The following is a 26,766-nucleotide window of genomic DNA, read 5'->3' as shown; positions in this document are numbered from 1 at the left end:
TGACCGCCCGCTGCGTTGCGCTCCGCTTACGGTACATCGCACCGCTGCGCGAAGCGCGCCTGACGGGCGGGCAAGCAAACCCGGTCAAATGAGTCATTATCAGCGCCCCTTGGTATCAGAGCTTCACTGCGTATTTCCGTTCCAGCGCGATCGTCCAGCGGGCGATCGGGTAGCAATAGGCGAAGAAGACGATGAGCGCGAAGCCGTAGAAGGGCACCAGCAACTCGGGATGGTTGTCCTCGGCTTCGATCGCCTGGCGCGAGAGGTTGATCATCTCCTCGACGCCCAGCAGCGAGCAGAGCGGCGTGGCCATGGTCAGGATGGCGTACCAGTTCATCCAGGGCGGGATCATGCGCTTGTAGCATTGCGGCAGGATGATCTCGAAGAGGGTCTGGCGCCGGGTGAAGGCCAGGGATTCCGCGGCTTCCCACTGCCCGGAGGGCACCGACTGCACCGCCCCGCGCAGGACCTCGGCCAGGTTGGCCATGATCGGCAGCGACAGTCCGATGACCGCCTTGATCCAGGCGGGAAAGCTGAAGATCCCCCCGAAGATCTCGATCTCGAAGGGAAAGGCCAGCAGGACGATGAACAGCAGGACGAGCCAGGGCGAATTGCGGAACAGCTGGGTGAAGAAGAAGGACGGCCAGCGAATCCAGCCGATCGGCGAGATCTGCATCATGCCCAGGATGACGCCGAAGACCGTGCCGATCGCCATGGAGAAGAAGCTGATCAGGATGTTGAACAGAAAGCCTTCGGTGACGACGAAGGGGATCCACTTCACCAAGGCGGCGAAGGCGTCGGCCTGGCTGTAGCGGCCCTGCGCGTAGGCCAGGGCCGGCCAGAGTCCCAGGATCAGGGCGAGGCCCAGAAAATGGCGCCAGTCCAGGCCGGCGAGGAACCGCGAGACCAGAAGCGGGTCATGGCGCGTCCGGCCGGCCGGATCGAAGGGCTTCATGACCGCCAGGTCGCCGGTGGCGGCGGCGCCGAGGCCCGGGATCGGGCGGCCGATCATGCGCCGGCCCCGTAGCCCGGGATCTTCATCGCCGACTCCCAGCGGTGCATGCCGTAGACGAGGATGCCCACGAGGCCGATGTAGACGACGAAGAGCAGCAGCATGGTCGGGTACTGCGCGCTCGGATAGTCGTTCCAGATCGATACGCACTGGTACAGCAGCTCAGGCACGGCGATGGCGAAGGCCTGGGTCGTGGTCTTCACCAGGTTGACCAGGTTGTTGTTGAGCGCCGGCAGGGAGACCCGGAAGGCCAGGGGCAGCACGACCTCGGCGTAGGTCTGCAGGCGCGTGAAGCCCAGGGAGGTGGCCGCTTCCTGGGTCGACTCCGGCACCGCCTCGATCCCGGCGCGGAAGATCTCGACGTTGAAGGCCCCGGCGAAGAAGGACAGGGAGATCACGGCCCAGCCGACGTTCGAGATGATCGGGTATTCCAGCCAGCCGTCAGGCGAGTAGGTCGGCGTGAACTGGCCGAGCGCGAAGTAGAAGAACAGCAGCTGCACGAAGGGCGGGGTGTTGCGGAAGAACTGGATGTAGCCCTGGACCAGGGTCCGCAGCCAGCGGAGCGGCGAGCCCTGGGCCCAGGCGCCCACGATCCCGATGACCACCGAGAAGACGATGCAGGCGAGCGACAGGATCAGGGTGTAGTAGAGCCCCTCGAGGATGCGGCTCCACTGGCGCGCATCGTAGAAGAAGATGAAGTTCCAGCGCGGATGGTCCTCCGCAAGCTGGACGAAGAATTCGCGGAAGAGATCGAGCATGGGTCCCCCGAGAGGCCGCCCTCCGCCGCTGCCTCAGCGTGAGGGCAGGCCGCTGCCCTGAAAGGGGCGCCCCGCGCAGGGCGCCCCTCGTCGCGCGGTCGTGCTATTCCGCAAGCCAGTCGGCGAGGCGCTCTTTCTGTGCCTCCAGGAAGGCGGTCCCCTGGATTCCCCACTTCTTCTCGAGCTCGATCAGCCGGCCGGACTGGAGCCAGTTGTACTGCATGCCGGACATGAAGCGGCCGAAGACGCAGTCCTTCTCCGCGAGCGGAACGGCCAGGCCCCAGGGGTTGTCGTCCTCGGAGGCCAGCGGCATCTCGAACTCGTCCCAGTTGCCGGAGGCGAGATCGGACATGATGGAGGAGTCGTCGTAGACCCAGGCGATGCACTTCTTGTCGCGCAGCGCCTGCTTGGCCTCGGCGTTGCCGACGAAGGCCACGACCTCGGCGTCGTAGCGCTCCTCCACGATCTGGTTGTAGAAGGCGCCCTGCTTGCCGCAGACCGGCTTGCCGCGGAGGTCTTCCCACGTCTTCAGGCCCAGCGCCTTGGGCGACATGACGTTGGTGCCCGAGGTGTAGTAGTTGGGCTGCACGATGCCGACGATCTCGCGCCGGTCCTTGCGGTCGGACATGGTGGCGATCATCAGGTCGATCTTGCCCTGCTCCAGGAATTGCATGCGGTTCGACGACTGCACCGGGACCAGCTCCAGCTCGACGCCCATGGCATCGGCGACGTCCTGGGCCATGTCCGCTTCCATGCCCACCAGGTTGCCGTTCTCGTCCCGGAAGCCCCAGGGCTTGTAGTCGGCCTTGACGCCGACCACGATCTTCCCGCGCTCCATCACCTTCTTCCAGGTGTCGTTGCTGCATTGCGCAGCCTGCACCGCGGTCGTGGCGACCGCGGTCAGGGCCCCGGCGACAAGGCCTGCTTTGATTGCCTTCTTCATCTCGCGACTCCTCCCACATTCGATGCGGCAGGTTGATCCTGCCGGTTCTTGCCGACTCCTGGCCCTCTTGCTCCGGAGCGCCATCAAGTCGGCGGATTGTTGCGCCCCGCATCGCGCGGCCTCGTCGGCCCCGCGAGTCGATTGCGACCGGCGCTGCCCTATACCAAAGACCTTACTTTGGACCGTCACTCGAAACCAGAACCTCTGTGCCCGCAGGCGGCGCAGGCCGGGCGCCGGCGGACGTGTCTCAATCCCGATTCCCGACAGCGCTCTCCGGCTAGGCGCGGCCGCGGCGGCGGTCTAGAGTGCGGCCCATGGAAGCGAGTTCCTTGGAGCTGCCGGAGATCGAGCCGGGCTGGGTCTGGCTGGCCGGGGCCGGGCCGGGCGATCCCGGGCTGCTGACCCTGCAGGCGTTGCAGGGCCTGCGCAGCGCCGAGGTCGTGGTCTACGACGCCCTGGTCGGCGAGGAGATCCTGCGCCTGGCCGGGCCGGCAGCGGAGCTGGAGTACGCCGGCAAGCGCGGCGGCAAGCCCTCGCCCAAGCAGGCGGACATCTCGCGCCGCCTGATCCAGCTGGCCCGCGAGGGCCGCCGGGTGCTGCGCCTCAAGGGCGGCGATCCCTTCGTCTTCGGCCGCGGCGCCGAGGAGGCCCTGGCCCTGGTCGCGGCCGGGGTGCCCTTCCGGATCGTGCCGGGCATCTCCAGCGGCCTCGGCGGCCTGGCCAGTGCCGGCATCCCGCTGACACACCGGGACACCAACTCGGCGGTGACCTTCCTGACCGGCCACAACGTCGGCGGCGAGGTCCCCGACGACTTGGACTGGGACGCCATCGCCCGGGGCTCGCCGGCGATCGTGATCTACATGGCCCTCAAGCACCTCGAGGCCATCGCCGGGCGCCTGCTCGCCGGCGGCCGAGATCCGCAGGAGCCAGTCGCCATCGTCAGCCGGGCGACCCTGCCCGGTCAGGCGGTGCTGGAGACGACCCTGGGCGCCTGCTACGCTGAGGCCCTGGCCGCCGGCCTGACCCCGCCCTGCCTGGTCGTGGTCGGCGAGGTGGTCCGCCTGCGTGCCGGGCTCGACTGGCTCGGCGCCCTGGCCGGCCGGGTCCTCGACGCCGATCCCCTGGGCCGCGCCCGGCGCGACGCCGGCTAGTCGGCTTGAGCGAGTCCAGTGTCCTTGCCGAAGGTCATGCTTCGACAGGCTCAGCATGAGGAGACGCACGTGCAGTTGCTGACCCTCACCCGCGCATACGCGCCGCGCTTCGCGCCCTGTCGAAGGGCAAGGGTGGCGGCTCGCAGGGTCCCATAAACTTGCTAAACCGCTTTCCTGCAAGTCCATGCCCCGCGGCCTGCTGATCGCGGCGCCGGCCTCCGGCAGCGGCAAGACCCTGGTCACCCTGGCGCTGCTGCGGCACTTCCGCGAGGCCGGACTGGCGGTCGGCTCGGTCAAGGTCGGCCCCGACTACATCGACCCGGCCTTCCACCGGGCGGCCTCCGGGCGGCCCTGCTTCAACCTGGATGCCTGGGCGATGCGGCCGGCGACCCTGGCCGCGACCCTGGCGCGGGCCTCGGCGGAGGTCGAGCTGATTCTGGGCGAGGGGGTCATGGGCCTCTTCGACGGGGCCGGGCCGCAGGGCCTGGGCTCGACCGCCGCCCTGGCGGCCGCGACCGGCTGGCCGGTGGTCCTGGTGGTCGAGGCCCGCGGCATGGGCGCTTCGGCCGCCGCCCTGGTCGAGGGCTTCCTCGCCCACCGCCCGGCCTCCGGGACTACCGCCGCCATCGCCGGCCTGGTCTTCAACCGGGTCGGCGGGGCCGGCCACGCCGAGCTGCTGCGCGCCGCCTGCGCCGGCCTGCCGGTCCCGGTCCTGGGCTGCCTGCGCCGCCGCGACGGCTTGGTCCTGCCCGAGCGCCACCTCGGTCTGGTCCAGGCCGCCGAGCATCCCGACCTGGAGGCCTTCCTGAAGGCGGCCGCGGCGGCGGTCGCCGAGGACCTCGACCTCGAGGCCCTGGCCGCTCTCGCTCGGCCGGCCGGCATCGACTCCGCCGGCGCGGCCGGGCCGCCCCTGCCGCCCCTCGGCCAGCGCATCGCGGTTGCCCGGGACCCGGCCTTCGCCTTCGCCTATCCGGCGCTGCTGGAGGCCTGGCGCGCGGCCGGCGCCGAGCTGAGCTTCTTCTCGCCGCTGGCCGACGAGGCGCCGGACCCGGCCGCCGAGGCCGTCTACCTCCCCGGCGGCTATCCGGAGCTGCAAGCCGGGCGCCTCGCCGGCAACGCCCGCTTCCTCGCGGGATTGCGGGCCGCGGCGGCGCGGGGCTGCGCGGTCTACGGCGAGTGCGGCGGCTACATGGTGCTGGGCCGAAGGCTGGTCGACGCCCAAGGGGAAGGCCATGCCATGGCCGGGCTGCTGCCGGTCGAGACCAGCTTCGCCGCGCCGCGCCTCTCCCTGGGCTACCGCGCGGCCAGCCTGGCCGCGGCCACGCCCCTCGGCCGGGCCGGCGCCGCCTTCCGCGGCCACGAATTCCACTACGCGACCCGGAGCGGCGGCGAAGGAGAGGCGCCGCCGCTGTTCCATTGCCGGGACGCCCTGGGCCGCGACCTCGGCCCGCTGGGCGCCCGCGCGGGCCGGGTCTTCGGGTCTTTCCTCCACCTGATCGACCGGGCCTGATCCGCCCCAAACGAAGTCCCGGCCGGGGTTAGGGATGGCTTGTCACGGTCTTGATACGACCCTTGCGAGTATATCTCGGTTAAACCTTCCTTAACCAAAACCAAAAATACTTCGTTAACCACGACCGCGCCGCGCGGTCGCCGTCGCCTGGCGCGACCGGACACGAGGAGGAGCAGACATGGGTAGGGGATACAGCGGGCAGGCGCGCGTGCTCGCCATCGCCAACCAGAAGGGTGGCGTCGGCAAGACCACGACCGCGATCAACCTGGGCACGGCGCTGACCGCCTGCGGCCACCGCGTCCTCATCATCGACCTGGACCCCCAGGCCAACGCGACCACCGGCCTGGGCATCGAGCGCGGCAAGCGCCAGACCGTCTACGAAGTCCTGATCGGGCGCACCCCGGTCGAGCAGGTCGTGGTCGAGACCGTGGTCCCCGGCTTGGCCCTGGTGCCCTCCTCGATCGCACTCTCGGCCGCCGAGGTCGAGCTCTCGGCGATGTCGCGCAGCCAGTACTGCCTGCGCGACAACCTGCGCGGCCTGCTCGGCAGCTACGACGACATCATCATCGACTGCCCGCCGGCCCTCGGCTTCCTCACCGTGAACGCCCTGGTCGCGGCCGACTCGGTCCTGGTGCCCCTGCAGAGCGAGTTCTACGCCCTGGAGGGCCTGAGCCACCTGATCCGCACCATCGACCTGATCCGCGCCAAGCTCAACGCCAGCCTGGAGCTGCAGGGCATCGTGCTGACCATGTACGACGCCCGCAACAAGCTCTCCAGCCTGGTCGAGGCCGATGCCCGCCAGCACCTGGGCGACGTGGTCTACGAGACCATCATCCCGCGCAACGTCCGCCTTTCCGAGGCGCCCTCCCACGGCAAGCCGGTGCTGCTCTACGACGACGCCTGCGTCGGCTCGCGCGCCTACCTGCACCTGGCCCAGGAGATGCTGACCCGCGACCGCCGCGTGGTCCCGGTCGCGAGCTGAGCCGCCGATCGGCCGCCGGGCCGGTCGCCCGAAGCGAAACGGAAAAAGAGGACGGCGCGGTCCGGGTCTGGACCGCGCCGTTCTGCTTTTCGGAGAAGGTGGGCCGGAGTCAATCCTCCGTGCGGCGCAGGAAGGAGGGGATGTTCATGATCTCACGCAGGGCCTCGTCGGACTCCTCCTCGGGTTTCGGCTTGGCCCGATCCTCGCCGCCGTGCGAGTCCGATAGCGCCTCCAGGGCGGCGCGCGCCCGTTCGCGGGCCCGCCGGTCGAGCTCGGCCTGAAAGGCGTCCTCCGAATCCTCCGTGATCGCCGCCGCCGGGCCGTCCTCGGCCGGGCCGCCGAGAGCCGGGCCCGGGGCGCGGTCGGTCGTCTCCGATCCGAAGAGCGCTTCCAGGTCCTTGCCCTCGGCAGCGGGCTCCGGGGTCGGCTCGTCCAGCACGAAGGGGTCGTCGCTGGCCAGACTGAAGGCCAGGTCCTCCAGCAGGGCATCGGTCGAGGTGTCGCCCGGATTCGGGGCCGTCGGTTCGGCCACCGGCGGAATCTTGAGCGTCGGCTCCGACGGACCCGGGTCGGCGGTCTTGCGGTTGCGGATCAGGACCTCGTCGATCAGGGCGTCGAGGTCGACCTCGTCGTCCACTGCGGCCTGCGCGGGGGCCGGCTCGCGCTCCTGGGCCGATGGCGTCATCTCGACGTCGGGTGCTGCCACCGCTTCGGGCTCAGGTGCGGTCGCGGGCTTGAGCGCCGATTGGGGCTCGAGCGCCGATTGGGGCACGGACAGGGCTTCGGGCTCGGACTTGGGTAGGGGCGCGGACTTGGGTTGAGGCTCAGACTGGCCCCCGGACGGGGGCGCCGGCGCCCCGGCGGCGTTCTCCGCCTCGGTCGCCTTCTTGCTCTCCATGGCCTGTTCGGCGCGCCGAAGGATGTCCTCCAAGGTCAGGCGACCCTCGTTCGCCGCGGTCTTGGTCGCTGGCTGGGCGTCCGGAACCTCTGGGGTCTCGAGGGCGGGGGGCTCGACCCGGGCGGCCGCCTCGGGACTCCCCGCACCCGCGGTTTCCGGTTCGGGGCCCGCCGTCGCGGTGGCGACCGTGGCCTCCGCCTTCACCTCGACCGGGTCCCCGGCCGCCGCGGCTGCCGGCTGCATCCCGGCCTCGGCCGGCTCGGGCGCTTCGCGCGGCCGCGCCTCGGCCTGCAGCTCTACGGCCTCCGACTTCGGGCTGGGGGCCTCGGCGGCCGGTTGCGGCGGATCCGATGCCTGTGGCGGGGCCGTCACCTTGGGGGCCGGCGTCGTTTCCCCGGCGGGCGTGGCGGCCACCCGGGGCGGGTCGGCGTCGGCGGTCGCCGGCTCTGCCTTCGGCGCCGGGGGCGCGGCCGTGTCGGCCTTGGGGGCTGCCGGCGCCGCCGGCGCGGCGGCCCGCTTCGCCTCGGCGGCCTGGGTCGCGTCCTTCGGCCCGGGCGCCGGCTCGGGCGCCTTCTGCTGGGCCGGGGCCGCTGCGGCGGGCGCCGCGGAGACCGCTTTTGCACCGGCTCCGGCTTCGGCCTGAGGCGCCTTGGGCAGGATGCCGGTCGCCAGGACCGAAACCCGGATCTTGCCCTCCAGGCCTTCGTCGAAGGCCGAGCCGACGATGATGTTGGCCTTGGCATGGGCCACGGCGCGGACGGTCTCCACCGCCTCGTCGAGCTCGAAGAGGGTCAGGTCGCGGCCGCCGGTGACATTGATCAGCACGCCTCGGGCGCCGTCGACGGAGCTGTCCTCCAGCAGCGGATTGGCCATGGCCGCTTCCGCGGCGTCGATCGCGCGCCGCGGCCCGTCGGCCTCGCCGGCGCCCATGATCGCCTTGCCGGTCTGGGTCATGACGCTGCGGAAGTCCGCGAAGTCGAGGTTGATCAGCCCCGGCTTGACCATCAGGTCGGTGACCCCCCGGACCCCGGCGAAGAGGACGTTGTCCGCCCTGTGGAAGGCGTCGGCGACCGAGGTCTTCTCGGTGGCGATCTTGAAGAGGTTCTGGTTCGGGATCACGATCAGGGTGTCGACGTGCCGCTCCAGGGCCTCGATCCCTTGCTCGGCCACCTCCATGCGCAGCTCGCCCTCGAAGCGGAAGGGCTTGGTCACCACCGCGACGGTCAGGACGCCCTTTTTGCGGATCGCCTCGGCGACCACCGGCGCGGCGCCGGTGCCGGTGCCGCCGCCCATGCCGGCGGCGATGAACACCAGGCTGGCCCCCGAGGTCACCGACAGGACCTCCTCGAGGGACTCCTCGGCGGCGGCGCGGCCGACCTCGGGGCGTCCGCCGGCGCCCAGGCCTCCGGTCAGTTCGCGGCCGAGCTGGAGGCGATGGCTGCAGATCGAGCCCTCCAGCGCCTGGGCGTCGGTGTTGGCGACGTAGAGCTCGACGCCTTCCAGCTGGCCCTCGATCATGTTGTGAACGGCGTTGCCGCCGGCCCCGCCGAGGCCGAGGACGATGATCCTGGGGCGGAGCGCGCGGAGCTCGCTGCCGGGCTCAGAGGCCTGGGCGGCGGCCTGCGGGTCGGCGGTCCCCTGCGCGGTCTCGCCGGCGCCCACCACCTTGAAACCGCCGCGTGGATCCGCGCCGGTGTCGTTTCCCATCTGGTCAACCCTCCGCGTTGCGGCCGCCTTCAAGCACGGCCGTGATCTTAGCGATTCTTGAAGGAATTGGTTGCGACATAGTTAACAGCGTCTTGCCGCGCAACCCTATGGTTTGTACCGGGGTTTACTTGATTCTAACAGAAATTAATTTCACAGAGCCTTTATAGGGTTAACCCGGCCTTAAGTCAGCTTAAGTATAACCGCTTGGTAGGGTTAACGAGAGCCGAGGTTTACTCGCTATGCACCGCCCGCCAACGCTATCCTGGGCCCGGGAGACCGGGGAGTCGCAGTCCGGGGACCGGGAGCCGGACTGCCTTCGTTCGCTTCGGCGGCAGATGGCACGGATCAGGCGCTTCCAGAGGCTTCGCGGCGTCGCGTTGATCTGCCTGGTAGGCCTGGCGAGCGGCTACCTGGGCGCGCGCTTCGACTCGATCCGGGCGCTCGCCGACAGCGGCGCGCAGATCGAAGACGGCGCCATCACCGCGCCCGGCTACGTCATGGTACTCGAGGAAGGCCGGGAAGCCGCGGCTGCGCCGCCGGCCCGAAGCGGCGCGGAGGCGGCCGAGGTCTCGCTCGGCTGCGAGCGGGACGGCCCCCAAGGGATGCCCGGCTGCGGCGGCGCGGCGCCGGCTTGGCGCGGCAGCCTGGCCGCGGCCGAGGCGGCCCCGGCCGCGCCTTCCGAGCCCCTGGCCCTCTCGATGATCGCCGCTCCCGAGATCGTGGCCCCTCAGATCGCGGCCCCTGCCGAGGGCGCGGCGGGCGCGGCCCTGCCCGTGATTCGGGCGCCGCTGGGGCCGATCAAGGAGCCGGTCGGCCAGGCCCGGGCCGCGGCGCGGGTCCACAACGCGGACGCGGTCTCGAACCAGCTCGCGGCCGGGACCTGCGACGCCGGGCCGGAGACCGTCGCCGTCAAGGCCTTCCAGTCCGGGTCCATGACCGCCAACTTCATCGTCATCGGCAGCTACACCGACCCGATGAACGCGCTCAAGGCCTATGCCCGGGTCGAGGACCGCTGGCAGGCGCAGATCGTGCACACCGAGGTCGCCGGCCGGCTCTACCGACGCGTGCTCCTGGGCCCCTTCGGCCGCGAGGCCCTGGCCGAGGTGCGCCAGGAGCTCGCCGACCGCGGCGTCGAGGACACCTGGGCCTTCTCGACCAGCTGCACGGCGGCCGGCTAAAGCAACCTTCGATACCGCGGATTCACCCCTCACCCAGCTCCGGCTAAGGCCCGGCCATAGGCCGTGCCAAGCCTCCACATCCCTCTCCCGAGGGAGAGGGAGGGGCCCGGCGCGATAGCGACGGGAGGGTGAGGGGGAGACGCTTCGGCCGGCTTGCGCGGTTGTCGGACCACCGACCCGCTCACCCCCCGACGATGTTGTGCGCCGGGCCGTAGGGGAAGCCGGTGATGTTCTCGGCGCCGTCCTCGGTCACCACCAGGATGTCGTGCTCGCGGTAGCCGCCGGCGCCCGGCGCGCCCTCCGGCAGCATGATCATCGGCTCCATGGAGACCACCATCCCTGGCGCCAGCACCGTCTCCACGTCCTCGCGCAGCTCGAGCGCCGCCTCGCGGCCGTAGTAGTGGCAGAGCACGCCGAAGGAATGGCCGTAGCCGAAGGTCCGGTACTCGAGGAGCTCGTGCTCGGCGTAGATCTCGTTCAGGCGGCGCGCGATGGCGCCGCAGCTGACGCCCGGCCGGATCAGCCGGCAGCCCTCCTCGTGGACCCGGCAGTTGACCTCCCAGAGCCGCAGAGAGGCGTCGTCGCAGCTCCCGGCGAAGAGCGTGCGCTCCAGGGCCGTGTAGTAGCCGGCGATCATCGGAAAGCAGTTCAGCGAGAGGATGTCGCCGCCGGCGATGCGGCGGCTGGTCACCGGGTTGTGGGCGCCGTCGGTGTTGATTCCAGACTGGAACCAGGTCCAGGTGTCGCGCAGCTCGGCGTCGGGAAAGCGCCGGGCGATCTCGCGGACCATGGCGCCGGTCGCCGCCAAGGCGACCTCGTGCTCCGGCACCCCGGGCGCGATCGCCTCGACGCAGGCCGCGCCGCCGATGTCGGCGATCGCGGCGCCCTGGCGGATCAGGGCGATTTCCTCGGCCGACTTGACCATGCGCAGGCGCATGCAGTCCTCGCCCAGGTCGGCGAAGCGGCTGCCGGGCAGGGCGGCCGCCAGCTTGTCGCGCATCTGCAGGCTCAGGTGGTCGAACTCCAGGCCGACGGCCGCGCCGTCGGGGATCAGGCGCTGGACCGCGCGGTAGAAGTTGTCCCGCTGCCAGTCGCTGTAGGTCAGGTTGGCGCCATGGCTGCGGCGCCAGGGCTGGCCGGCGTCGATGTTGGCGGCGATCAGGGTCGACTCGGCCGCGTCGACCACCAGGCCGTAAGGCCGCCCGAAGGCGCAGTAGAGGAAGTCGCTGTAGTAGTTGACATTGTGGTAGGACGTGAAGAGGGCGTGGCCGATCCCCCTCTCGGCCATGAGTCCGCGCAGCCCGGCGAGCCGGGCATCCATCTCCGCTGCGGAAAAGGTGCCGGGCGACCTCTCGCCGTTCCTGATCTCGATGACCTGCGGGCGTTCCATGGCGGCCTCCCCTGTCTGCGTCCTCCGTCTCGAGACTTCCCTAGAGCACGATGATAAGAGGTCGACTCGACCTCATATCTGAATCGTGCTCTCAACCGCTCAAGGAAAGCTGGATTCAGATTTGAAGCCGGTTCTGCTTCAAATCATCCCGATTTAGCACGGCCGCGCGGCCCGGCATGCGCGTGCCTGCGACCCGGGCGCTTCCGCCGACGCCACCCGGCCGGCCTTTTCTTGCCCGCCGCTTTCCTGCAAGGATAGGCGATCGTATCGGGGGGCTTTTCGGATGGCAGGACGCCTGCAGGACAAGGTGGCGATCGTGACCGGCGCCGGGTCTTCGGGGCCGGGCTGGGGCAACGGCAAGGCGACCGCGGTGCTCATGGCCCGCGAGGGCGCCAAGGTCTTCTGCACCGACATCGATACCCCGGCCCTGGCCGAGACCCTGAACCTGATCCTGGGCGAAGGCGGCGAGGCCGCGGCGCAGGTCGCCGACGTCTCGATCGCGGCGCACGTCGCGGCCATCGTCCAGTCCTGCCTTGACCGCTTCGGCCGGGTCGACATCCTGCACAACAACGTCGGCATCGTCGAAGTCGGCGGTCCGGTCGAGATCTCCGAGGCCGACTGGGACCGGGTCGTCGAGGTGAACCTCAAGTCGATGTTCCTGACCTGCAAGCAGGTGCTGCCGATCATGGTCAAGCAGGGCGGCGGCGCGATCGTCAACATCTCCTCGATCGCCGGGATCCGCTGGACCGGCGTGCCCTACGTCTCCTATTCGGCGACCAAGGCGGCGGTCCTGGGCTTCACCCGCTCGGTCGCGCTGGAGTACGCGAAGCGGGGCATCCGCGCGAACACGATCCTGCCCGGCCTGTTGAACACGCCGATGATCGTCGAGCCCCTGAAGGGCGCCTACGGCCAGGGCGACGTCCAGAAGATGGTCGAGGTGCGCGACGCCCAGTGCCCCATGGGCCACATGGGCGACGCCTGGGACGTCGCCTACGCCGCGCTCTTCCTGGCCAGCGACGAGGCCAAGTACATCACCGGCGCCGAGCTGGTGGTCGACGGCGGCATCACCGCCAAGATGGCCTGAGGCCCCGGCCGAGCCGGGGTCTGTTGCGGGAAAAAGGGGCCTGAAAAGATACGGTCCCCGCTGTTTTGCCCTGACCGCACGGGGGGCGGACGATCTTGAGCGGGCAGCACAGCAGGGACCGTGGCTGGCGGCAGTAACCTCTAAATCCGCGCTCACCCTCTCCAGGCTAGGAAAAACTTCCGCTTTGAGCTCCGGTCGACTAAACCCACACCGTCGCGGCGAACCGCGTCCTCGGGAGAAGCGCCTTCGTCTTCGGGCTTTGGCGGCTAACCCCAGACAAAGGCGACGTTGTGGGTCGCTCTCCCGGATCTCGACTGCATCAGCACTTCCGACGCGAACCGAGGTCCGAGGACAATATGCTCAGAAAGCCGGCGGCATAGGTGTGTCAAAAAAGGGTCTGTTCCGTGCTGGATTCCGCCCTTTTTGTCACGGGTCTACCCGGCATGGTTGCGCCTGCGCAGCAGCCGGAAGGCGGCCGGCGCCAGGACCACGATGGTAAAGATTCGGAAGATGTGATGGGTCGCGACGAAGGCAGCGTCCGAGCCCAAAGCCAGGGCGATGAGGCTCATCTCCGCCAGGCCGCCCGGCGAATAGGCCAGGACCAGGGCCCCGAAGTCGAGGCCGGTGAGCGCCGCCAGGGCGCCGGCGAAGGCCAGGGTCGTGACCAGGTGGATCGCCGTGCCGCCCAGGGCGGCGGCGACCGCGCGCTGGACGAAGGCACGGCCGATCCCGGCGAAGCGGCAGCCGATCGCGCTGCCGACGATGACCTGGGCAGCGGCGATCAGCTCGCTCGGCGGCCCCGCCGCGGTGACGCCGGCGAGGTGGACGATGGCCGAGAGCACCATCGGGCCGACCACCGGGGCGGCCGGGATCCCGAGGGCGCGGGCGCCGAGGTAGCCCAGCGCCCCGCAGGCGACCAGGATCACCAGGTCGGCCCCGCCGATCGCGGTGAGCGAATCGCCGGCCGCCGGCTTGAGGGCCGGGTCGTAGCCGGCCAGCAGCTGGAAGGCGAAGGGCAGGCAGAGGATCACGATCAGCAGTCGGGCGGAATGGATCAGCGAGATCGCCCGCTCGTCGCCGCCCATGGCCCCGCCGACCAGGGTCATCTCGGCCAGGCCGCCGGGCATTGCCGCGAAGTAGGCGGTGACCGGATCGAAGCGGGCCAGGTGCTTGAAGGCCTGCAGGCAGAGCGCGCCGGAGACGCCGGCGTAGACCACCAAGCAGGCCAGCGAGACCGCCCACTCCAGGAGCCGATCCAGGATCTCCGGCGAGAAGGCGCTGCCCAGCATGACGCCGAGGACCGTGACCATGACCGCGCGCAGGCCGAGCCACATGGCGACCGGCAGGCCCAGGGCGGCGGCCAGGGTGGTCGCCAGCATGGCGCCGATCATCCAGGCCAGGGGCAGCTCCGCCGCCTGGGCCGCCGCGCCGCCCAGGCTGCCGATGGCGAGGGCGAGGGCGACCCGGCCGGGCGTCGCGCCGATCTTGCCCGGCGTCGGCGCGGCGCCGGCGGTCATGCCAGGTAGCGACCGAGCCTGACCGCCGTGTTGCCGGGCCGGACGCGGCGCGTCGGCATGATCAAGACGCAGTTGTCGTAGGGCGTGCGGACCGGGCGGCCGTCGTCCTCGGCGATCACCGTGCCGGCCCGGGGGATGACCTCGAGGCCCCTGTAGGCCTCGGCGAAGCGGAAGTCGTCGCTCTCGATGGTCACCGCCTCGGTGATCCGGATGACCTTCTGCGGCGCCGGCGCTTGGCGGTAGCCGTAGTCGGCCAGCAGGCCGGGCTCGACGGTCCCGGCCACGGTCAGGAAGCGCAGGGTCGTCTCCATGGCGACCTCGGCGGCGGCCGCCTCGTAGTGCTGGCCGCACTCGACCAGCAACGCGTTCTTGCGGCTCTCGGGGTCGCTGAACCTGGCGTAGTCGCGCAGCCGCCGGCCGGCCTTGTGCCCGGCGTCGCAGACCACGGTCGCCGGATAGCCGACCTCCTGGGCGAGGGCCAGGCCCTTGTCCGTCGGGCCGGCCAGCATCAGGGGCACGCAGGGGTGCTGCATCGAGTGCAGGTCGAGCAGCAGGTCGACGGAGTCGATCAGCGGGCGCAGCCGGCGCGCCCGGCGCAGCTCGGCGCTGTCGCGGTCGGAGTCCAGCGCCGCCTCGGCCCAGACCCGGTTGAAGTCCTCGTCGACGAAGCGGAAGGCGTCGGGGCGCTCCAGATCGAGCCTTTGGAAGGCCTCGACGTTGGCGAAGCCCAGGGTCAGCCAGCCGGCCTTGGGCCGCAGGCCGTCCCGCAGCAGGCGGTCGACCGCGATCGCGCCGCAGATCTCGTTGCCGTGGACCACGGCGGAGACCATGACGTGCGGGCCGGGCTGTCCCGAATCGAAGCTCTGGAAGTACTCGAAGCCGGTCTGGCTGTCGCGCCACTCGGCGATGTCCGGCGGGCTCAGCTGGACCGGATAGGGCGTGCGCCCGGCGCCGGGCTCGTCCTTGACCTTCATGCCCGGGTCGTCCGTTCGATCAGGCGCTCCATGAAGCGCTCGCAGAGGGCGACCTGCGCCAGGTCGATGAACTCGTCCGGCTTGTGGGCCTGGGCGATGTTGCCCGGGCCGCAGACCACGACCGGGATGCCGCTCTCCTGGAACAGCCCGGCCTCGGTGCCGTAGGGCACCTTGCCCGTGGTGTTGGCACCGGTCAGGGCCTTGGCCAGGGCCACGACCTCGGCGTCCTCCGGCGTCTGCAGACCGGGGAAGCTGGAGCGCGGCTCCCAGTCGAAGCCGGTCTCCGGCGCGACCGCCTTCATCGCCGGCTCGATCTCCTCGTGGGCGAAGCGCTTGACCTCGGCGAGCAGGGCCTCGGCGTCGTCCTCCGGCAGGCTGCGGAACTCGAAGACGAAGGAGCAGTCCTTGGGCACGATGTTGAGCGCCGTGCCGCCCCGGACGACGCCGGTGTGGATCGTGGTGTAGGGTACCGTATAGCCCGGATCGAAAGGCCCCTCGGCGGCCTTGGCGCGGGCCATGTCCTCGAGCTTGACGATCACCCGGGCCGCCGCCTGGACCGCGTTCACCCCTTGCGGCGCCAGGGAGGAGTGGCATTCCAGGCCGCGCACGCGGCAGACCAGCGACAGCATGCCCTTGTGCGCGGTGACGACCTTCATGTCGGTCGGCTCGCCGACGATGCAGGCCTTGGGCCGCACCGGCTTCCGGGCCAGCGCCTTCAAGAGCCGCGGCACGCCGATGCAGCCGACCTCCTCGTCGAAGGAGAAGCAGTAGTGGATCGGCGTCTTGAGCCCCGCCTCGAGGAAGCGCGGCGCGTAGGCCAGGGCGACCGCGATGAAGGACTTCATGTCCGAGGTGCCGCGGCCGTAGAGCCGGCCGTCCTTCTCGGTCACCGCGAAGGGGTCGCTCGACCAGTCCTGGCCCTCGACCGGGACCACGTCGGTATGCCCGGAAAGCGCGATGCCGCCTTTGTCGTCCGGTCCCAGGGTCGCGTAGAGGTTGGCCTTGCGCTCGTCGTCGTCGTAGGTCAGCTCGCAGTCCACGCCCAGGTCGCCCAGGTAGTCCTGCACGAAGTCGATCAGCTCCAGGTTGGACTTGTGGCTGGTCGTGTCGAAAGCGATGAGCTTCTCGATCAAGGCGCGGCTTTCCGGCCGGATTGCGGCCGTGGTCGCGGGTTCGTCAGCGGTTTCCGCGCTGGACACGAGGGCGTCTCCTTCGGGGGTCTCGTCGCAGGCCGGCAAGGATGGCAGAGCTTCCGGGAGAAGGCCAGTCCCCTGCCGACCGAGTCAGATCATGCCTGCCCTGCCGCCTCGGCAGGGCTGCCGGCGATCTGCGGCGAGGAGTCCAGGAAGGCGCGCACCTCGGCGGAGATCCAGTCGCGGAAGGCGACGACCTTCGGCAGCTCGGCCTTGTGGGGCGGGGCGACCAGGGAATAGACGAAGCGCGTCGGAAAGACCGGGCCGAAGGGGCAGACCAGGCGGCGGGCCTTGATCTCGTCGGCGACCAGGGAGCGGCGCAGCAGGGCCACCCCTTCGCCGGCGACCGCCGCGCTCAGCAGGAAGTTGCCGTGGCTGAAGCCGGGTCCGCGCGTCGGGTCGACGTCCTCGACGCCCGCCTCGCGCAGCCAGAGGCGCCAGTCCGGGTCATCGGGCGTACCCTGGACCACGTCGTGCAGCAGGGTGTGATGCGCGAGGTCCTCGGGCCGGCGCAGGGGATTCGGGCCGTCCAGGAGCTTGGGCGAGCAGACCGGAAAGATCTCGTCGCCCATCAGGACGTCGACCTGCAGCTCGGGATAGCTGCCCAGCCCGTAGCGGAGGCCCATGTCGAAGTCGTCCTGCTCGAAGTCGACCAGGGCATCGCCGGCGGTCACCAGGATATCGATCTCGGGGTGCAGGCGGCGGAAACCGGACAGCCGCGGCAGCAGCCAGGTCGAGGCGAAGGACATCAGGACCGAGATCTTCAGCGCGCTGCCCTCCTCGCGCTCGTGCAGGCGTTGGGTGGCGCCGGCAATTGCGTCGAAGGCGTCGCGCAGGGGCGGCAGGTAGGCCTGCCCGGCCTCGGTGAGCGCGAGGCGCCGGTTGAGGCGCCGGAACAGCTGGATCCCCAGGATCTCCTCCAGCCCCTTGACCTGGTGGCTGATCGCGGCCTGGGTCACGTGCAGCTCCTGGGCCGCCTTGGTGAAGGAGAGGTGCCGGGCGGCGGCCTCGAAGGCGCGCAGGGCGTTGAGCGGCGGCAAGCGTCGAGCCATGGCTCAAAGGATAAGAAAATCTAATAGAAGTGGCAAGATATCGTCGTTTGTCCCACGCGCCGAAAACATTCAAATATCTGCGTGAACAAAGCGAGAAATCCCCGTCTGCCAGCGGGCAGCTATCGGATAAGGAGTATTGATCATGTCCGGCTTCGCCTCTGACCCCCGCGGAACCTATCTGCTGCGCCAGTCCGGCCTGCCGTCGGATTTCCTGCACCGGCTGACGGGCCTCCCGATCCGGATCATGGACCGCCTCCTGACCTGGCAGGACCGGGCGGCCGAGCGGGCCCATCTCGCCAGCCTCGACGACCACCGCCTGAAGGACATCGGGATCACCCGCGCCCAGGCCAACTTCGAAGCCCGGAAGCCCTTCTGGCGCGCCTAGCGATCCCGGCTCGTCTTCCCCAAAACTCAGCCGTGCCGGCGGGCGACGCTGCCGCGCCCCCGGCACGGCCGCTTTCTGAGCGGCCATGACCCGCTTGGAGGGCCCGCCACGACGGCGAGGATAGGTGGCCGGTTCCGCCTGTCAAAGGAGCCGCGAGGCCAAGGCTCAGAATTCGCGGCGCAGCTCCAGGCCGATGGTCTGGTCGCGCAGGTCGTCTTCGGGCCGGCTGGGCTCGCCGCCCTGGCTGCGGTTCAGCAGCACCGGGTTCATCTTCCAGGAATCCGAAACCTTGTCGGAGAGATCGACGCGGCGGTTCTTGTCCTTGTCGGCCTCCGCCTCCTCGGCGTCCTGGTCCGGCAGGGAGGAGCCTTCCTTTTCGGCCATTGCCCTCGCTTCCGCTTCCTTGGCCGCGGCTTCGATCTCGCCCGCGGTCTTGGCGCTCTTCGTCGTCTCGAGGTTGTCGAGGAACTCGGGGTCGAGCTCGAGCGACAGTCCTTTGTCCTGCGCCGCGCGGAAACTGCCGGGACCGGCGCCGTCGGCCAAGGCCGGCGACACCAGCAGGACCGAAAGGCCTGCGGCCAGGACCGAAGAACTCAGCTTGCCAAGAGCTAGGGCCATTTCGCCTCCTCTCCGCCGGCCGGCGGCCCGGAATGGAGCCTGGGCGGCGGATATCGGGAAAACCCTGCCGCATCGCCGTCGCCTTGTCCAGGGAGTCACGGCCCCCGCGCCGGCCGGGCCGGTCAGTGCTGGAACTGCTCCATGAGGATGCGTTCCTCGAGGTTGTGGCCGGGGTCGAAGAGCAGGGTGAGCGAGACCGCGCGGTCCTCGCGGACCTCGACCCGGGCGACCTCGCGGACCTCTGTGTAGTCGGCGGTCGCGCTGACCGGGCGCTTCCCGGCCTCCAGGACCTCGAAGGCGACCACCGCCTTGTGCGGCAGCAGGGCGCCGGGCCAGCGCCGCGGCCGGAAGGCGCTGATCGGGGTCAGCGCCAGCAGCGGCGCACCGATCGGCACGATGGGTCCGTGGGCCGAGAGGTTGTAGGCGGTGCTGCCGGCCGGGGTCGCCAGCAGCGCGCCGTCGCAGACCAGCTCCTCAAGCCGGACCACGCCGTCGATGCTGATCCGCAGCTTGGCGGCCTGGCGCTCCTCGCGCAGCAGCGAGACCTCGTTGATCGCCAGGGCCTCGACCCGTTTCCCGGCCAGGGTGTCGGCCTGCATCCGCAGGGGATGGAGCGAGACGGCTTCGGCCCGGGCCAGGCGCTCGCGCAGGCCATCCTCGTGGTACTCGTTCATCAGGAAGCCGACCGAGCCGCAGTTCATCCCGTAGATCGGCGTGCCGCGGTCGATGAAGCCGTGCAGGGTCTCCAGCATTAGGCCGTCGCCGCCCAGCGCGACCACGACCTCGGCCTGCTCCGGCGGCACCGTCTCGTAGTGCTCGGCGAGCCGGGTCACGGCGGCCTTGGCCTCGGCGGTGTCGGCGGCGACCAGCGCGAAGGCGGGCTTTGACATGGGCAGGGGACCCCCTCGGACTCGCGGCTGCGGCCGCCTGGGAGGACGGCCGACACCGGAGTATAGCCGGGTCGGGCGCGGCGCTGCCAGCCCGCGGCGATCCGCCTTGCAATTGCTCCGGCCTTGCCCCAACTTCGGCCCGTCCTTGGAGGAGGAGGAGACGACCATGGTCTTGCGGCAGGCGGCTTTGCTGTTTTCCTTGCTGCTGGTGCTTGCGGGCTGGAGCGGCGCGCTCCGGGCCGATGATCGCCACGCAGGCTACTACTACCCCGAGCCGCAGACCCAGGAGACCTACGAGGCCCGGGCGGAGACCCTGGAGGAGACCAGCCGCGCCGTGCGGATCGGCTTCGCCACCGGGCTCGCCAACCAGCTGCGCGCCCGGCCGCACGCCCCGACCATGGCGGTCTTCGCCAAGGGTGCGGACGCCCAGAAGCTGATCCTGGTCGCCCTGCAGGACGGCCGGATCGAGACCCTCTACCGGGCCCGCGCCGTCTTCGCCGACCTCACCGCGATCGCCCGGGTCATGCCGCTCTTCGCCGAGTACGGCGTGCAGGACGTCTTCACCTTCTTCGACCTGGCCAAGATGCTCGGCTTCACCCAGATCACCATCTCCGACGGCGACGACTTCGCCCACCAGGTCTTCATCGAGTAGAGAAACCCAACCGATGTCATCACCGGGCTCGACCCGGTGATCCACTTGGCTGTTCGGATCGGGGAACTCAGCCGCCGGTGACGCTCATGTGGCGGCCGACCGCGGGCTTGCGGCGGCGGCGGTCGATGACGAAGTCGTGGCCCTTGGGCTTGCGGGCGATGGCCTCGTGGATCGCGGCCTCGACCAGGGCGTCGTCCTCGCTGGCGCGCAGCGGCGCGCGCAGGTCGGCGGCGTCCTCCTGGCCCAGGCACATATAGAGCGTCCCGGTGCAGGTCAGGCGCACCCGGTTGCAGCTCTCGCAGAAGTTATGGGTCATCGGCGTGATGAAGCCGATCCGCCCGCCGGTCTCCGCGCAGCGGCTGTAGCGCGCCGGCCCGCCGGTGCGGTAGTCGATCTCGTCCAGGGTCCACTTCTCCTGGAGGATGCCACGGACCATGGACAGCGGCAGGTACTGGTCGACCCGGGTCTCGCCGCCGATGTCGCCCATGGGCATGACCTCGATGAAGGTCAGGTCGTAGCCCTCGTCGCCGCACCAGGCGACAAGGCGGTGGAACTCGTCGTCGTTGACGCCCTTGAGGGCCACGGTGTTGATCTTGACCGCCAGGCCGGCCGCCTTGGCCGCGGCCAGGCCCTCCTGGACCTTGTCCAGCTTGCCCCAGCGGGTGATGGCCTGGAACTTGTGCGGGTCCAGGGTGTCGAGCGAGACGTTGATCCGGCGCACGCCCAGGTCGGCCAGCTCGGCGGCGTGCTTGGTCAGCTGGCTGCCGTTGGTGGTCACGGTCAGTTCGTCCAGGGCGCCCGACTCCAGGTGCCGGGACAGCCGGCGGAACAGCCACATGATGTTGCGGCGGACCAGGGGCTCGCCGCCGGTCATGCGCAGCTTGCGTACGCCCTGGCGCACGAAGGCGCTGCACAGGCGGTCGAGCTCCTCCAGCGTCAGGATCTCGGCCTTGGGCAGGAAGGTCATGTCCTCGGCCATGCAGTAGACGCAGCGGAAGTCGCAGCGGTCCGTCACCGAGACCCTGAGGTAGGTGATCGCACGCCCGAAGGGATCGATCATCTGTGACGTATCCGGCATCTGCCCGCTGGCCTCCCCGACCTGCTCCCCATGGCCGCTTTCGCGTATTCTTCTCGATCCCTTACTTAGGTGCAAGGACCCTGCGTTTCGACCCCAGGATTGCTGCGGAATTGCGGGCCGCCTGTGCCGGGCCAGCCCGGCCCGAGGGGGCCCTTGGCAGGACCGCCGGCACCGACTAGCCTCCCGCCATGACCAGGGAGCCGCCGAAACCCGCGCCGCCTTCGGCCCTGGACCGCCCTGCCGCCCGCTGGATCGCGGTCGCCGTCGCCCTGGCCGGTGCCGCGGCCCTGGCGACGATCCACCGCGACGACCTCTTTCCGACCGAGGAGGCCGCGGTCCCCGCCGCCGACGATCCCTTCCAGATTTGCCTGTCCCAGCGCCGCGCCGACATCGACAAGATGCGGGCCGACGGCGTGATCGACGAGACCCAGGCCAAGCTCTTCCTCGGCCGCGCCGAGGCCCTCTGCCGGGACCAGGCCGGCGGCAACGCCCCGCCGCCGCCCGCGCAGTAGCCAGTGCTCACTTGCACACTTTCGAGAGCCACCCCCACCCCAACCCTCCCCCATCAAGGGAGAGGGAGATTCTTCGGTCGCCGACACTTAAGCCCTCCCCCTTGATGGGGGAGGGTGGGGTGGGGGTGAGATCACGAGCTAGGAAACCAAGTTCTAGGGACTTCTTCCCGTATCCCGTGCGGCAGCGGTGACCCTCGAGGCAAAGCCGGCTAGGCTCGTCCCATGATCGCGCCGTCCACCCGCCTGGTCCTGGTCTTCGCCTGCCTGGGGCACGCCTGGTTCCACGTCCTGGTCGCGCTCTACCTGATCCTGGTCCTCCTGATCGAGCCGGTCTGGCAGCGTCCCTACGACGAGCTGATCGCGCTCTGGACCCCGGGGGCCCTGCTGCTCGGCCTGGCGGCGCCGGCGGCGGGCTGGCTCGGCGACCGCTGGGGCGAGGTCCGGGTGATGATCGTCTTCTTCATCGGCAGCGGGGCCGCCACCATCGCCTGCGGCCTCGCCCCGGGGCCGCTTCCCTTGCTGGCGGGGCTGTCCCTGCTCGGTCTCTTCGGGGCGATCTACCATCCGGTCGGCACCGCCTGGGTGGTCAAGCACGCGACCGCCCGGGGCCGGGCCATCGCGGTGCTGGGCATCTGCGGCAGCCTGGGCGCCGCGGTCTCTTCCCTGGTCGCGGGCGGCCTGGCCGATCTCTTCGACTGGCGCCTGGCCTTCGTCATCCCGGGCGCCGCCACCCTGGCGACCGGGCTGGCGCTGCTGGCGGCCTATCTGACCGGCCGCGTGGCCGACCGCGAAGGCGATGCCCTGGCCCAGCGCGAACCGGAGCGCGGCGCGGTCCGCCAGGCCTTCGCCGTGCTCGCCGTGACCATGTCGCTGACCACCGTGCTCTACTACGCCTTTACGACCATGCTGCCCAAGTGGCTGGAGCGGGAGCTCGGCCCCGCGCTGGGCGAGGGGTTGCTCGCCCTAGGCGCGCTGGTGACCCTGGTCTATCTCCTGGGCGCCACCGCCCAGTTCGTCGGCGGTCATTTCGCCGACCGCGGCAAGGCCAAGGCAGTCTACGTGGTCAGCTTCGCCCTCAAGGCGGCGGCCCTGATCCTGGCCGTCTTCGTGACCGGCTGGCCGGTCGTGGCGGCGGCGGTGGTGGTGGTCTTCGTCTTCGACATCGCGGCGCCGGTGGAGAACGTCCTGATCGCCCGCTTCACCTCCAGCCGGCGGCGCGGCCTGGCCTACGGCCTGCGCAACGGCATCGCCATCCTGGCCGGGCCGCTCGGCGTGCAGCTGGTCGCCTGGCTTTTCGACGAGGCCGTCGGTTTCGACGCCCTGCTGCTGGTCCTGGCCGCGCTCGCCCTGCTGATCCTCTTCGCCGCCCTGCTGCTGCCGGTGGAGCGCCCCGAGCCCGCCGCCCAGACCGGACCCCCGGTCTGAGCCTTTGTAGCCATCCCTTGGCCGTTTCTTCTTCGCGGAGCTGCGTGGTCAGTCGTCCGAGAAGAAGGGCACCCCGGCCTCGCGCGGCGGCAGGACCAGGATCTTGCGGTAGGGCAGCTTGCCGCGCTCCAGGATGATGCTCGAGGACTTGCTGAAGACCGTGCCGTAGCGCGGCTTGGCGATATCGAGGAACCTGGCCAGGGTGGCGTTGCCGAAGTAATGCATGGGGACGACGGTCGGCGCGCCGATCTGCTCGATCACCTGAACCATGAGCTCCTGGGCCATGGTGAAAGCGCCGTCGATCGGTGCCAGGACCACGTCGATCACCCCGAGCTGGCCCAGGTGCTCGTCGGTTAGCAGGTGGTGCAGGTGGCCGAGGTGGGCGATGCAGAGGTCGGCGATCTCGAAGACGAAGATCGAGTTGCCGTTGTAGCGCACGCCGCCGAAGTCGCGCACGTTGGTCGGCAGGTTCCAGACCTTGAGGTCGCGCAGCTGGTGCTCGTGCACCGCCATGCCGCCGCCGGGGTCCCAGCCGCGCAGCGCGAGCTTGATCTCGGGATCGATGACATCCGTGTAATGGGTGTCGTGGGCGTTGTTCATGGTGACGATGTCGGGCACCGCCGGCGGCCGGACCCAGCCGTTGTAGTCGGTGACCGCGGTGACCCCCTCGGCGCTCTCGATCAGGAAGCTGGAGTGTCCGAGGAAGGTGAGGCGCAGGCTGCCCGCCGCGGGCAGGGCGGCCGGGATGGCCCGCGGCTCGAGGCCGGCGATCGGCAGGCACTTGGCGGCGGCCGAACCGATCGCGAGCAGCAGCGCAAGCGCCGCGAAGAGGATGACGAGGCCGACCCGGGCGCCCAGGCTGGGGCGCCGCGTCGAGCGATGTCTGGCGATCTGCATCATGCGCGGCTCCGCGCTGCCGGAGTTGGAGCGGCCTGCCGTTGCCAAACCATCATGGCCCAGATCGCGCCGCGGCGGAAGCCTTCCGAGGCGGCGTCAGCGATAGAAGCGGATCTCCCGGATGAAGGCCGAGCTGCGGCCTTTGTCGCCGGCCCCCTTGGTGTCCAGCGCCAAGGCCAGTCCCGAGATCCCCGGGTTGTCGTCGCGCTCCTTGTCGAAGTAGCTGTGGTAGGCCCCGAGCAGATCGAAGCGGGTGGTTACCATCTCCCCGGCCGCCGGCTGGTCGCCGCAGACGAAGCGGCCGCCCTTCTTGAAGTACCTGCCCAGGTAGGGATGACCGATCCGGTCGTCGCCGTGGCAGATGTAGAGCCCGACGAAATAGGGGCTGTCGGGGATGAACATGGAGCCGCTGGGCTTCCGCTCGTCGCCCAGGAAGACCATGACCATGAGGGCCTCGTTGCGCACCCCCTGTTCGTAGGAGGCGCCTTCGGCGAATTTGTCGACGCCCCAGTCGATCTCGATGTAGGAGAAATCGGGCAGGTTGACCGACTCGTTCGGCAGGATCCCGAAGGCGCGGCGCTTGGCCTCGATGACCAGGCCGCGGTCGTCGACGTCGAGGTCGACGTAGTTCCGCTTCCGCGCGTCCTGCTCGAACTGAAAGCCCTTGCTTTCGAGCCAGTCCTCGATGGAGCCGTCCTCGTAGTCCGTGAAGCGCAGGACCTTGACCAGCTTTTCGTCGTTCGCGCGCAGCGGCGCGGCGAGGGAAAGCGCAAGGAAGAGGGACAGGAGGATGACGGTCGTGGTGCGCATCGTCTTGCCTGGTCTGGCTTCACTCGGGAGATCTGGGGACGCCGTCCCTCGAGCGCAATGCCCCCGGCGCGTCCGCCCGCCCTCGACGGGAAGTCGTCTGCTCCGCCTCGATCAAGATCGGCTCAGATTGGATCAATCTGTGCCGTGAATCTTAATCTACTTGAACAGGTTAGAGCATGATTCACGTGTCACGCCGTTCTGGCGTGACACGACATGCTCTAGGCCTGCGGCGCCGTCGCCCGCATCGAGGGCCGCGCCGAGGCAGCCTCGAACCAGGCGGCGAGGCGGGGCCGCCCCTGTCGCCAATCCAGATCCGGCAGGCCGTGGTCGAGGATGCCCAGCGTGGCGGCGAGGGCGATCCGGGTGAAGTCCCAGGGCCAGGCCGCGGCTTCCTCGGGACAGACTGCTTCCAGGTGGTCCAGGCAGCGCGTCGCCCGCCGGGCCTCGACCTCCAGCAGGAACGCCGACTGCGCCGCCGGCGCCCGGCGCAGCTCGCGGTTCCAGACCGCGACCCCGTCGAGGAATCCGGTCACCAGGCTCTCCAGGCCGCGGGCCTGCCAGTCGTCGGCCCGGCCCTCGGGAAAGCAGCGCGCCCTGCCCGAGACCCGGTCGAAGTAGGCGCAGATGTTGCGCGCCTCGCCCAGCACCAGCGCACCCTCGACCAGGGTCGGCACCCGGCAGACCGGGCTGTGGGCGAGCAGCGGGCTGTCGGGGCTGCGGTTGACCACCCGGACCTCTTCGATCGCCTCGGCGAGGCCGGCCTCGATGGCCGCGATCCGGGCGATGCGCGCGTAGGGCGAGTTCGGCGTGACGAAGAGCTTCATGTGTCCGGCCGCCGGCGCCGCGCCGGCGGTCATTCCGCCGGATCCCTGCCCCGGACCCGGGGCCGCCGGACGCCGGTGATGCCCTGGCCGTTGGCCTTGCGCGCGCGGGCTTCGAGCTCGGCCAGGGGCTCGAGCGCCACCGCCATGTGCAGGGCGGTGGCGTGGACCACCGTCTCGGGGTCCACGGCGATGGCGACGTGCTCGGGCAGGAAGACCAGGTCGCCGCGTTCGATGGCCGCAGCGGGCGCCAGCGGCTCGCCCAGGATCTCCTCCTGCATGTGGGTGTCGCGCAGGGCGAAGACGCCGGCGCGGGCCAGGGCGATCTGGACCAGGGCCGAGCAGTCGATGCCGACGCTGCTGCGCCCGCCCCAGAGATAGGGGGTGCCGAGAAAGGCGAGGGCGGTCTCGACGTAGTCGGCCACGGTCGCGCCCAGGGGCACGAGATGGCGGCCGAAGACCCAGCCGCCGCCGGCCAGGCGGGCGAAGCCCTCGCGCTGCTCGACCACCGCCAGCGGGCTGGCCATGGACAGCAGGTCCAGGGTCGGCGCCTTGAAATCCGGCTCGGCGAAGAGGTAGCTGCGCAGCGCCGCCAGGCTGTGGGTCGGGGCCGCGACCGCTGCGCTCAGCGCGGCCGCAGCGACGTAGCCGACGTAGCCGTCGCCCGCGCTCTGCACCCAGGCCCAACCCTTCGCCACGTCGTAGACGTTGACCGCCTCGCCGTAGAGCAGCTGGCTGTCCAGGGGGGCGTCGTCCCGGGGCGCGCGGCGCAGGTCGAGGATGCCCCGGGCGACCTGCTGGCGTTTGCCCTCGACGTAGCGTACGGCCGCGACCCGGTCCTTCAGGTAGGCGGCCGCCAGGTCGTCGCGGAAGGGATGCAGGCGCGGGTCGAGGCTGGACATGGGGCGGGCGGCGGCTCGGCACGAAATCTCGGTGTCGGCCGCACTCTAGCCCAGCCCCCTGGCTTCGGCGAGCCCTCCGGCCCCGGCTAGTGCCCGATCATCCAGGGCCGGGACGAGCGATGAACGTGCGTTCCGCTCTTGCCGCTGCAGTCGCCGTGGTGGTGATGGCCCAGGGCCTGGCCGCGCTTGACGCTCGTGCGCTCCAGCTGGGCGTGCGACATGACCTGCGGCTCGTGTGCGCTCTTTTCGTTGCGCTGATGGGCGATGCGGGTGTTGGGGTTCATGTTGGCGATGAAGGGCGCCGCCACCGAACGCATCGCGGGATCGCCGCAGGTCGGGCAGTCGGCCGCGGCCTCGGACTGGCTCATTGGCTGCCAGGCGCGGAAGTCGCCGCAGGCCTCGCAAGAATAGTCGTAGAGAGGCATGA

General features: G+C 70.3%; 26 protein-coding genes. 9 read left to right on the top strand and 17 right to left on the bottom strand.

Annotation, left to right across the window (positions count from 1 at the left end; all coding sequences use genetic code 11):
- Window positions 1-115 precede the first annotated feature (115 nt).
- The 3 genes from QNJ30_23250 to QNJ30_23240 all read right to left on the bottom strand — a co-directional run bounded on the left by QNJ30_23250 (window position 116) and on the right by QNJ30_23240 (window position 2,713).
- A complete protein-coding gene (locus QNJ30_23250; GenBank protein ID MDJ0946380.1) occupies window positions 116-1,012 on the bottom strand; it encodes an amino acid ABC transporter permease in 897 nt (298 codons plus the stop codon).
- Complete coding sequence (locus tag QNJ30_23245) at window positions 1,009-1,770, bottom strand: amino acid ABC transporter permease (protein ID MDJ0946379.1); 762 nt, start codon at window positions 1,768-1,770, stop codon at window positions 1,009-1,011. The genes QNJ30_23250 and QNJ30_23245 overlap by 4 nt, the downstream gene beginning before the upstream one ends.
- A gap of 103 nt (window positions 1,771-1,873) precedes the next feature.
- Complete coding sequence (locus QNJ30_23240; protein MDJ0946378.1) at window positions 1,874-2,713, bottom strand: transporter substrate-binding domain-containing protein; 840 nt, start codon at window positions 2,711-2,713, stop codon at window positions 1,874-1,876.
- A 314-nt stretch (window positions 2,714-3,027) separates the two neighbouring features.
- Here QNJ30_23240 and cobA point away from each other — a divergent pair, with 314 nt between their 5' ends.
- The 3 genes from cobA to QNJ30_23225 all read left to right on the top strand — a co-directional run bounded on the left by cobA (window position 3,028) and on the right by QNJ30_23225 (window position 6,356).
- Window positions 3,028-3,864, top strand: a complete 837-nt coding sequence (gene cobA / locus QNJ30_23235; GenBank protein ID MDJ0946377.1) for a uroporphyrinogen-III C-methyltransferase — start codon at window positions 3,028-3,030, stop codon at window positions 3,862-3,864.
- Window positions 3,865-4,048: 184 nt separating this feature from the next.
- Window positions 4,049-5,374, top strand: coding sequence for a cobyrinate a,c-diamide synthase (locus QNJ30_23230; GenBank protein MDJ0946376.1), 1,326 nt, complete (start codon window positions 4,049-4,051; stop codon window positions 5,372-5,374).
- Between the two features lie 178 nt (window positions 5,375-5,552).
- Complete coding sequence (locus QNJ30_23225; GenBank protein ID MDJ0946375.1) at window positions 5,553-6,356, top strand: ParA family protein; 804 nt, start codon at window positions 5,553-5,555, stop codon at window positions 6,354-6,356.
- A 109-nt stretch (window positions 6,357-6,465) separates the two neighbouring features.
- Here the strand turns inward: QNJ30_23225 and ftsZ are convergent, their stop codons facing one another.
- Window positions 6,466-8,961 carry a cell division protein FtsZ gene (gene ftsZ, locus QNJ30_23220; GenBank protein ID MDJ0946374.1) on the bottom strand — a complete coding sequence of 832 codons (2,496 nt, stop codon included), beginning with the start codon at window positions 8,959-8,961 and terminating at the stop codon, window positions 6,466-6,468.
- 335 nt (window positions 8,962-9,296) lie between these two features.
- Between ftsZ and QNJ30_23215 the strand changes: the two genes are divergently transcribed.
- Window positions 9,297-10,139: a hypothetical protein gene (locus tag QNJ30_23215; protein ID MDJ0946373.1), complete on the top strand. Its 843-nt coding sequence runs from the start codon at window positions 9,297-9,299 to the stop codon at window positions 10,137-10,139.
- Between the two features lie 181 nt (window positions 10,140-10,320).
- Here the strand turns inward: QNJ30_23215 and QNJ30_23210 are convergent, their stop codons facing one another.
- On the bottom strand, window positions 10,321-11,529 hold the full coding sequence (locus QNJ30_23210; protein MDJ0946372.1) for an aminopeptidase P family protein: 1,209 nt from the start codon (window positions 11,527-11,529) through the stop codon (window positions 10,321-10,323).
- A 283-nt stretch (window positions 11,530-11,812) separates the two neighbouring features.
- On the opposite strand from QNJ30_23210, the gene QNJ30_23205 reads away from it, so the two are divergent.
- Window positions 11,813-12,613 carry an SDR family NAD(P)-dependent oxidoreductase gene (locus tag QNJ30_23205; GenBank protein ID MDJ0946371.1) on the top strand — a complete coding sequence of 267 codons (801 nt, stop codon included), beginning with the start codon at window positions 11,813-11,815 and terminating at the stop codon, window positions 12,611-12,613.
- A 434-nt stretch (window positions 12,614-13,047) separates the two neighbouring features.
- On the opposite strand, the gene QNJ30_23200 is transcribed toward QNJ30_23205, so the two are convergent.
- The 4 genes from QNJ30_23200 to QNJ30_23185 form a co-directional block, all read right to left on the bottom strand.
- The gene (locus QNJ30_23200; protein MDJ0946370.1) at window positions 13,048-14,130 is read right to left on the bottom strand and encodes an AbrB family transcriptional regulator; all 1,083 of its coding nucleotides are present in this window, start codon (window positions 14,128-14,130) and stop codon (window positions 13,048-13,050) included.
- Complete coding sequence (locus QNJ30_23195) at window positions 14,127-15,104, bottom strand: succinylglutamate desuccinylase/aspartoacylase family protein (GenBank protein ID MDJ0946369.1); 978 nt, start codon at window positions 15,102-15,104, stop codon at window positions 14,127-14,129. Before QNJ30_23195 ends, QNJ30_23200 begins: the two co-directional genes overlap by 4 nt.
- The gene (gene argE / locus QNJ30_23190; protein MDJ0946368.1) at window positions 15,101-16,303 is read right to left on the bottom strand and encodes an acetylornithine deacetylase; all 1,203 of its coding nucleotides are present in this window, start codon (window positions 16,301-16,303) and stop codon (window positions 15,101-15,103) included. Before argE ends, QNJ30_23195 begins: the two co-directional genes overlap by 4 nt.
- Before the next feature lie 89 nt (window positions 16,304-16,392).
- Window positions 16,393-17,349 carry a transcriptional regulator GcvA gene (locus tag QNJ30_23185; protein ID MDJ0946367.1) on the bottom strand — a complete coding sequence of 319 codons (957 nt, stop codon included), beginning with the start codon at window positions 17,347-17,349 and terminating at the stop codon, window positions 16,393-16,395.
- Between the two features lie 142 nt (window positions 17,350-17,491).
- On the opposite strand from QNJ30_23185, the gene QNJ30_23180 reads away from it, so the two are divergent.
- Complete coding sequence (locus tag QNJ30_23180) at window positions 17,492-17,734, top strand: DUF1127 domain-containing protein (GenBank protein MDJ0946366.1); 243 nt, start codon at window positions 17,492-17,494, stop codon at window positions 17,732-17,734.
- A gap of 165 nt (window positions 17,735-17,899) precedes the next feature.
- Here QNJ30_23180 and QNJ30_23175 read toward each other — a convergent pair whose 3' ends face one another.
- Complete coding sequence (locus QNJ30_23175; GenBank protein ID MDJ0946365.1) at window positions 17,900-18,352, bottom strand: hypothetical protein; 453 nt, start codon at window positions 18,350-18,352, stop codon at window positions 17,900-17,902.
- Window positions 18,353-18,474: 122 nt separating this feature from the next.
- Window positions 18,475-19,242 (bottom strand): NAD kinase, encoded by a 768-nt coding sequence (locus QNJ30_23170; GenBank protein ID MDJ0946364.1) that lies wholly within the window; start codon window positions 19,240-19,242, stop codon window positions 18,475-18,477.
- 166 nt (window positions 19,243-19,408) lie between these two features.
- On the opposite strand from QNJ30_23170, the gene QNJ30_23165 reads away from it, so the two are divergent.
- Window positions 19,409-19,894 carry a molybdopterin-guanine dinucleotide biosynthesis protein A gene (locus QNJ30_23165; protein ID MDJ0946363.1) on the top strand — a complete coding sequence of 162 codons (486 nt, stop codon included), beginning with the start codon at window positions 19,409-19,411 and terminating at the stop codon, window positions 19,892-19,894.
- Between the two features lie 67 nt (window positions 19,895-19,961).
- Here the strand turns inward: QNJ30_23165 and moaA are convergent, their stop codons facing one another.
- Window positions 19,962-20,972, bottom strand: coding sequence for a GTP 3',8-cyclase MoaA (gene moaA / locus QNJ30_23160; GenBank protein ID MDJ0946362.1), 1,011 nt, complete (start codon window positions 20,970-20,972; stop codon window positions 19,962-19,964).
- Between the two features lie 188 nt (window positions 20,973-21,160).
- On the opposite strand from moaA, the gene QNJ30_23155 reads away from it, so the two are divergent.
- Window positions 21,161-21,484 (top strand): hypothetical protein, encoded by a 324-nt coding sequence (locus QNJ30_23155; protein MDJ0946361.1) that lies wholly within the window; start codon window positions 21,161-21,163, stop codon window positions 21,482-21,484.
- A gap of 222 nt (window positions 21,485-21,706) precedes the next feature.
- A complete protein-coding gene (locus tag QNJ30_23150; protein ID MDJ0946360.1) occupies window positions 21,707-22,909 on the top strand; it encodes an MFS transporter in 1,203 nt (400 codons plus the stop codon).
- A 48-nt stretch (window positions 22,910-22,957) separates the two neighbouring features.
- On the opposite strand, the gene QNJ30_23145 is transcribed toward QNJ30_23150, so the two are convergent.
- The 5 genes from QNJ30_23145 to QNJ30_23125 all read right to left on the bottom strand — a co-directional run bounded on the left by QNJ30_23145 (window position 22,958) and on the right by QNJ30_23125 (window position 26,764).
- Window positions 22,958-23,809 carry an MBL fold metallo-hydrolase gene (locus tag QNJ30_23145; protein MDJ0946359.1) on the bottom strand — a complete coding sequence of 284 codons (852 nt, stop codon included), beginning with the start codon at window positions 23,807-23,809 and terminating at the stop codon, window positions 22,958-22,960.
- 93 nt (window positions 23,810-23,902) lie between these two features.
- Window positions 23,903-24,616, bottom strand: coding sequence for a hypothetical protein (locus tag QNJ30_23140; protein MDJ0946358.1), 714 nt, complete (start codon window positions 24,614-24,616; stop codon window positions 23,903-23,905).
- 218 nt (window positions 24,617-24,834) lie between these two features.
- Complete coding sequence (locus QNJ30_23135) at window positions 24,835-25,473, bottom strand: glutathione S-transferase family protein (protein MDJ0946357.1); 639 nt, start codon at window positions 25,471-25,473, stop codon at window positions 24,835-24,837.
- Window positions 25,470-26,339 carry an NlpC/P60 family protein gene (locus QNJ30_23130; GenBank protein ID MDJ0946356.1) on the bottom strand — a complete coding sequence of 290 codons (870 nt, stop codon included), beginning with the start codon at window positions 26,337-26,339 and terminating at the stop codon, window positions 25,470-25,472. The genes QNJ30_23135 and QNJ30_23130 overlap by 4 nt, the downstream gene beginning before the upstream one ends.
- Window positions 26,340-26,425: 86 nt before the next feature.
- Complete coding sequence (locus QNJ30_23125) at window positions 26,426-26,764, bottom strand: zinc ribbon domain-containing protein (protein MDJ0946355.1); 339 nt, start codon at window positions 26,762-26,764, stop codon at window positions 26,426-26,428.
- Window positions 26,765-26,766 lie beyond the last annotated feature (2 nt).

The organism is Kiloniellales bacterium, from assembly GCA_030066685.1.
In the GTDB taxonomy this organism is placed as follows: domain Bacteria; phylum Pseudomonadota; class Alphaproteobacteria; order Kiloniellales; family JAKSBE01; genus JAKSBE01.
The sequence above is the reverse complement of the archived record's forward strand: the minus strand, read 5'-3'. Positions and strand labels throughout refer to the sequence as shown.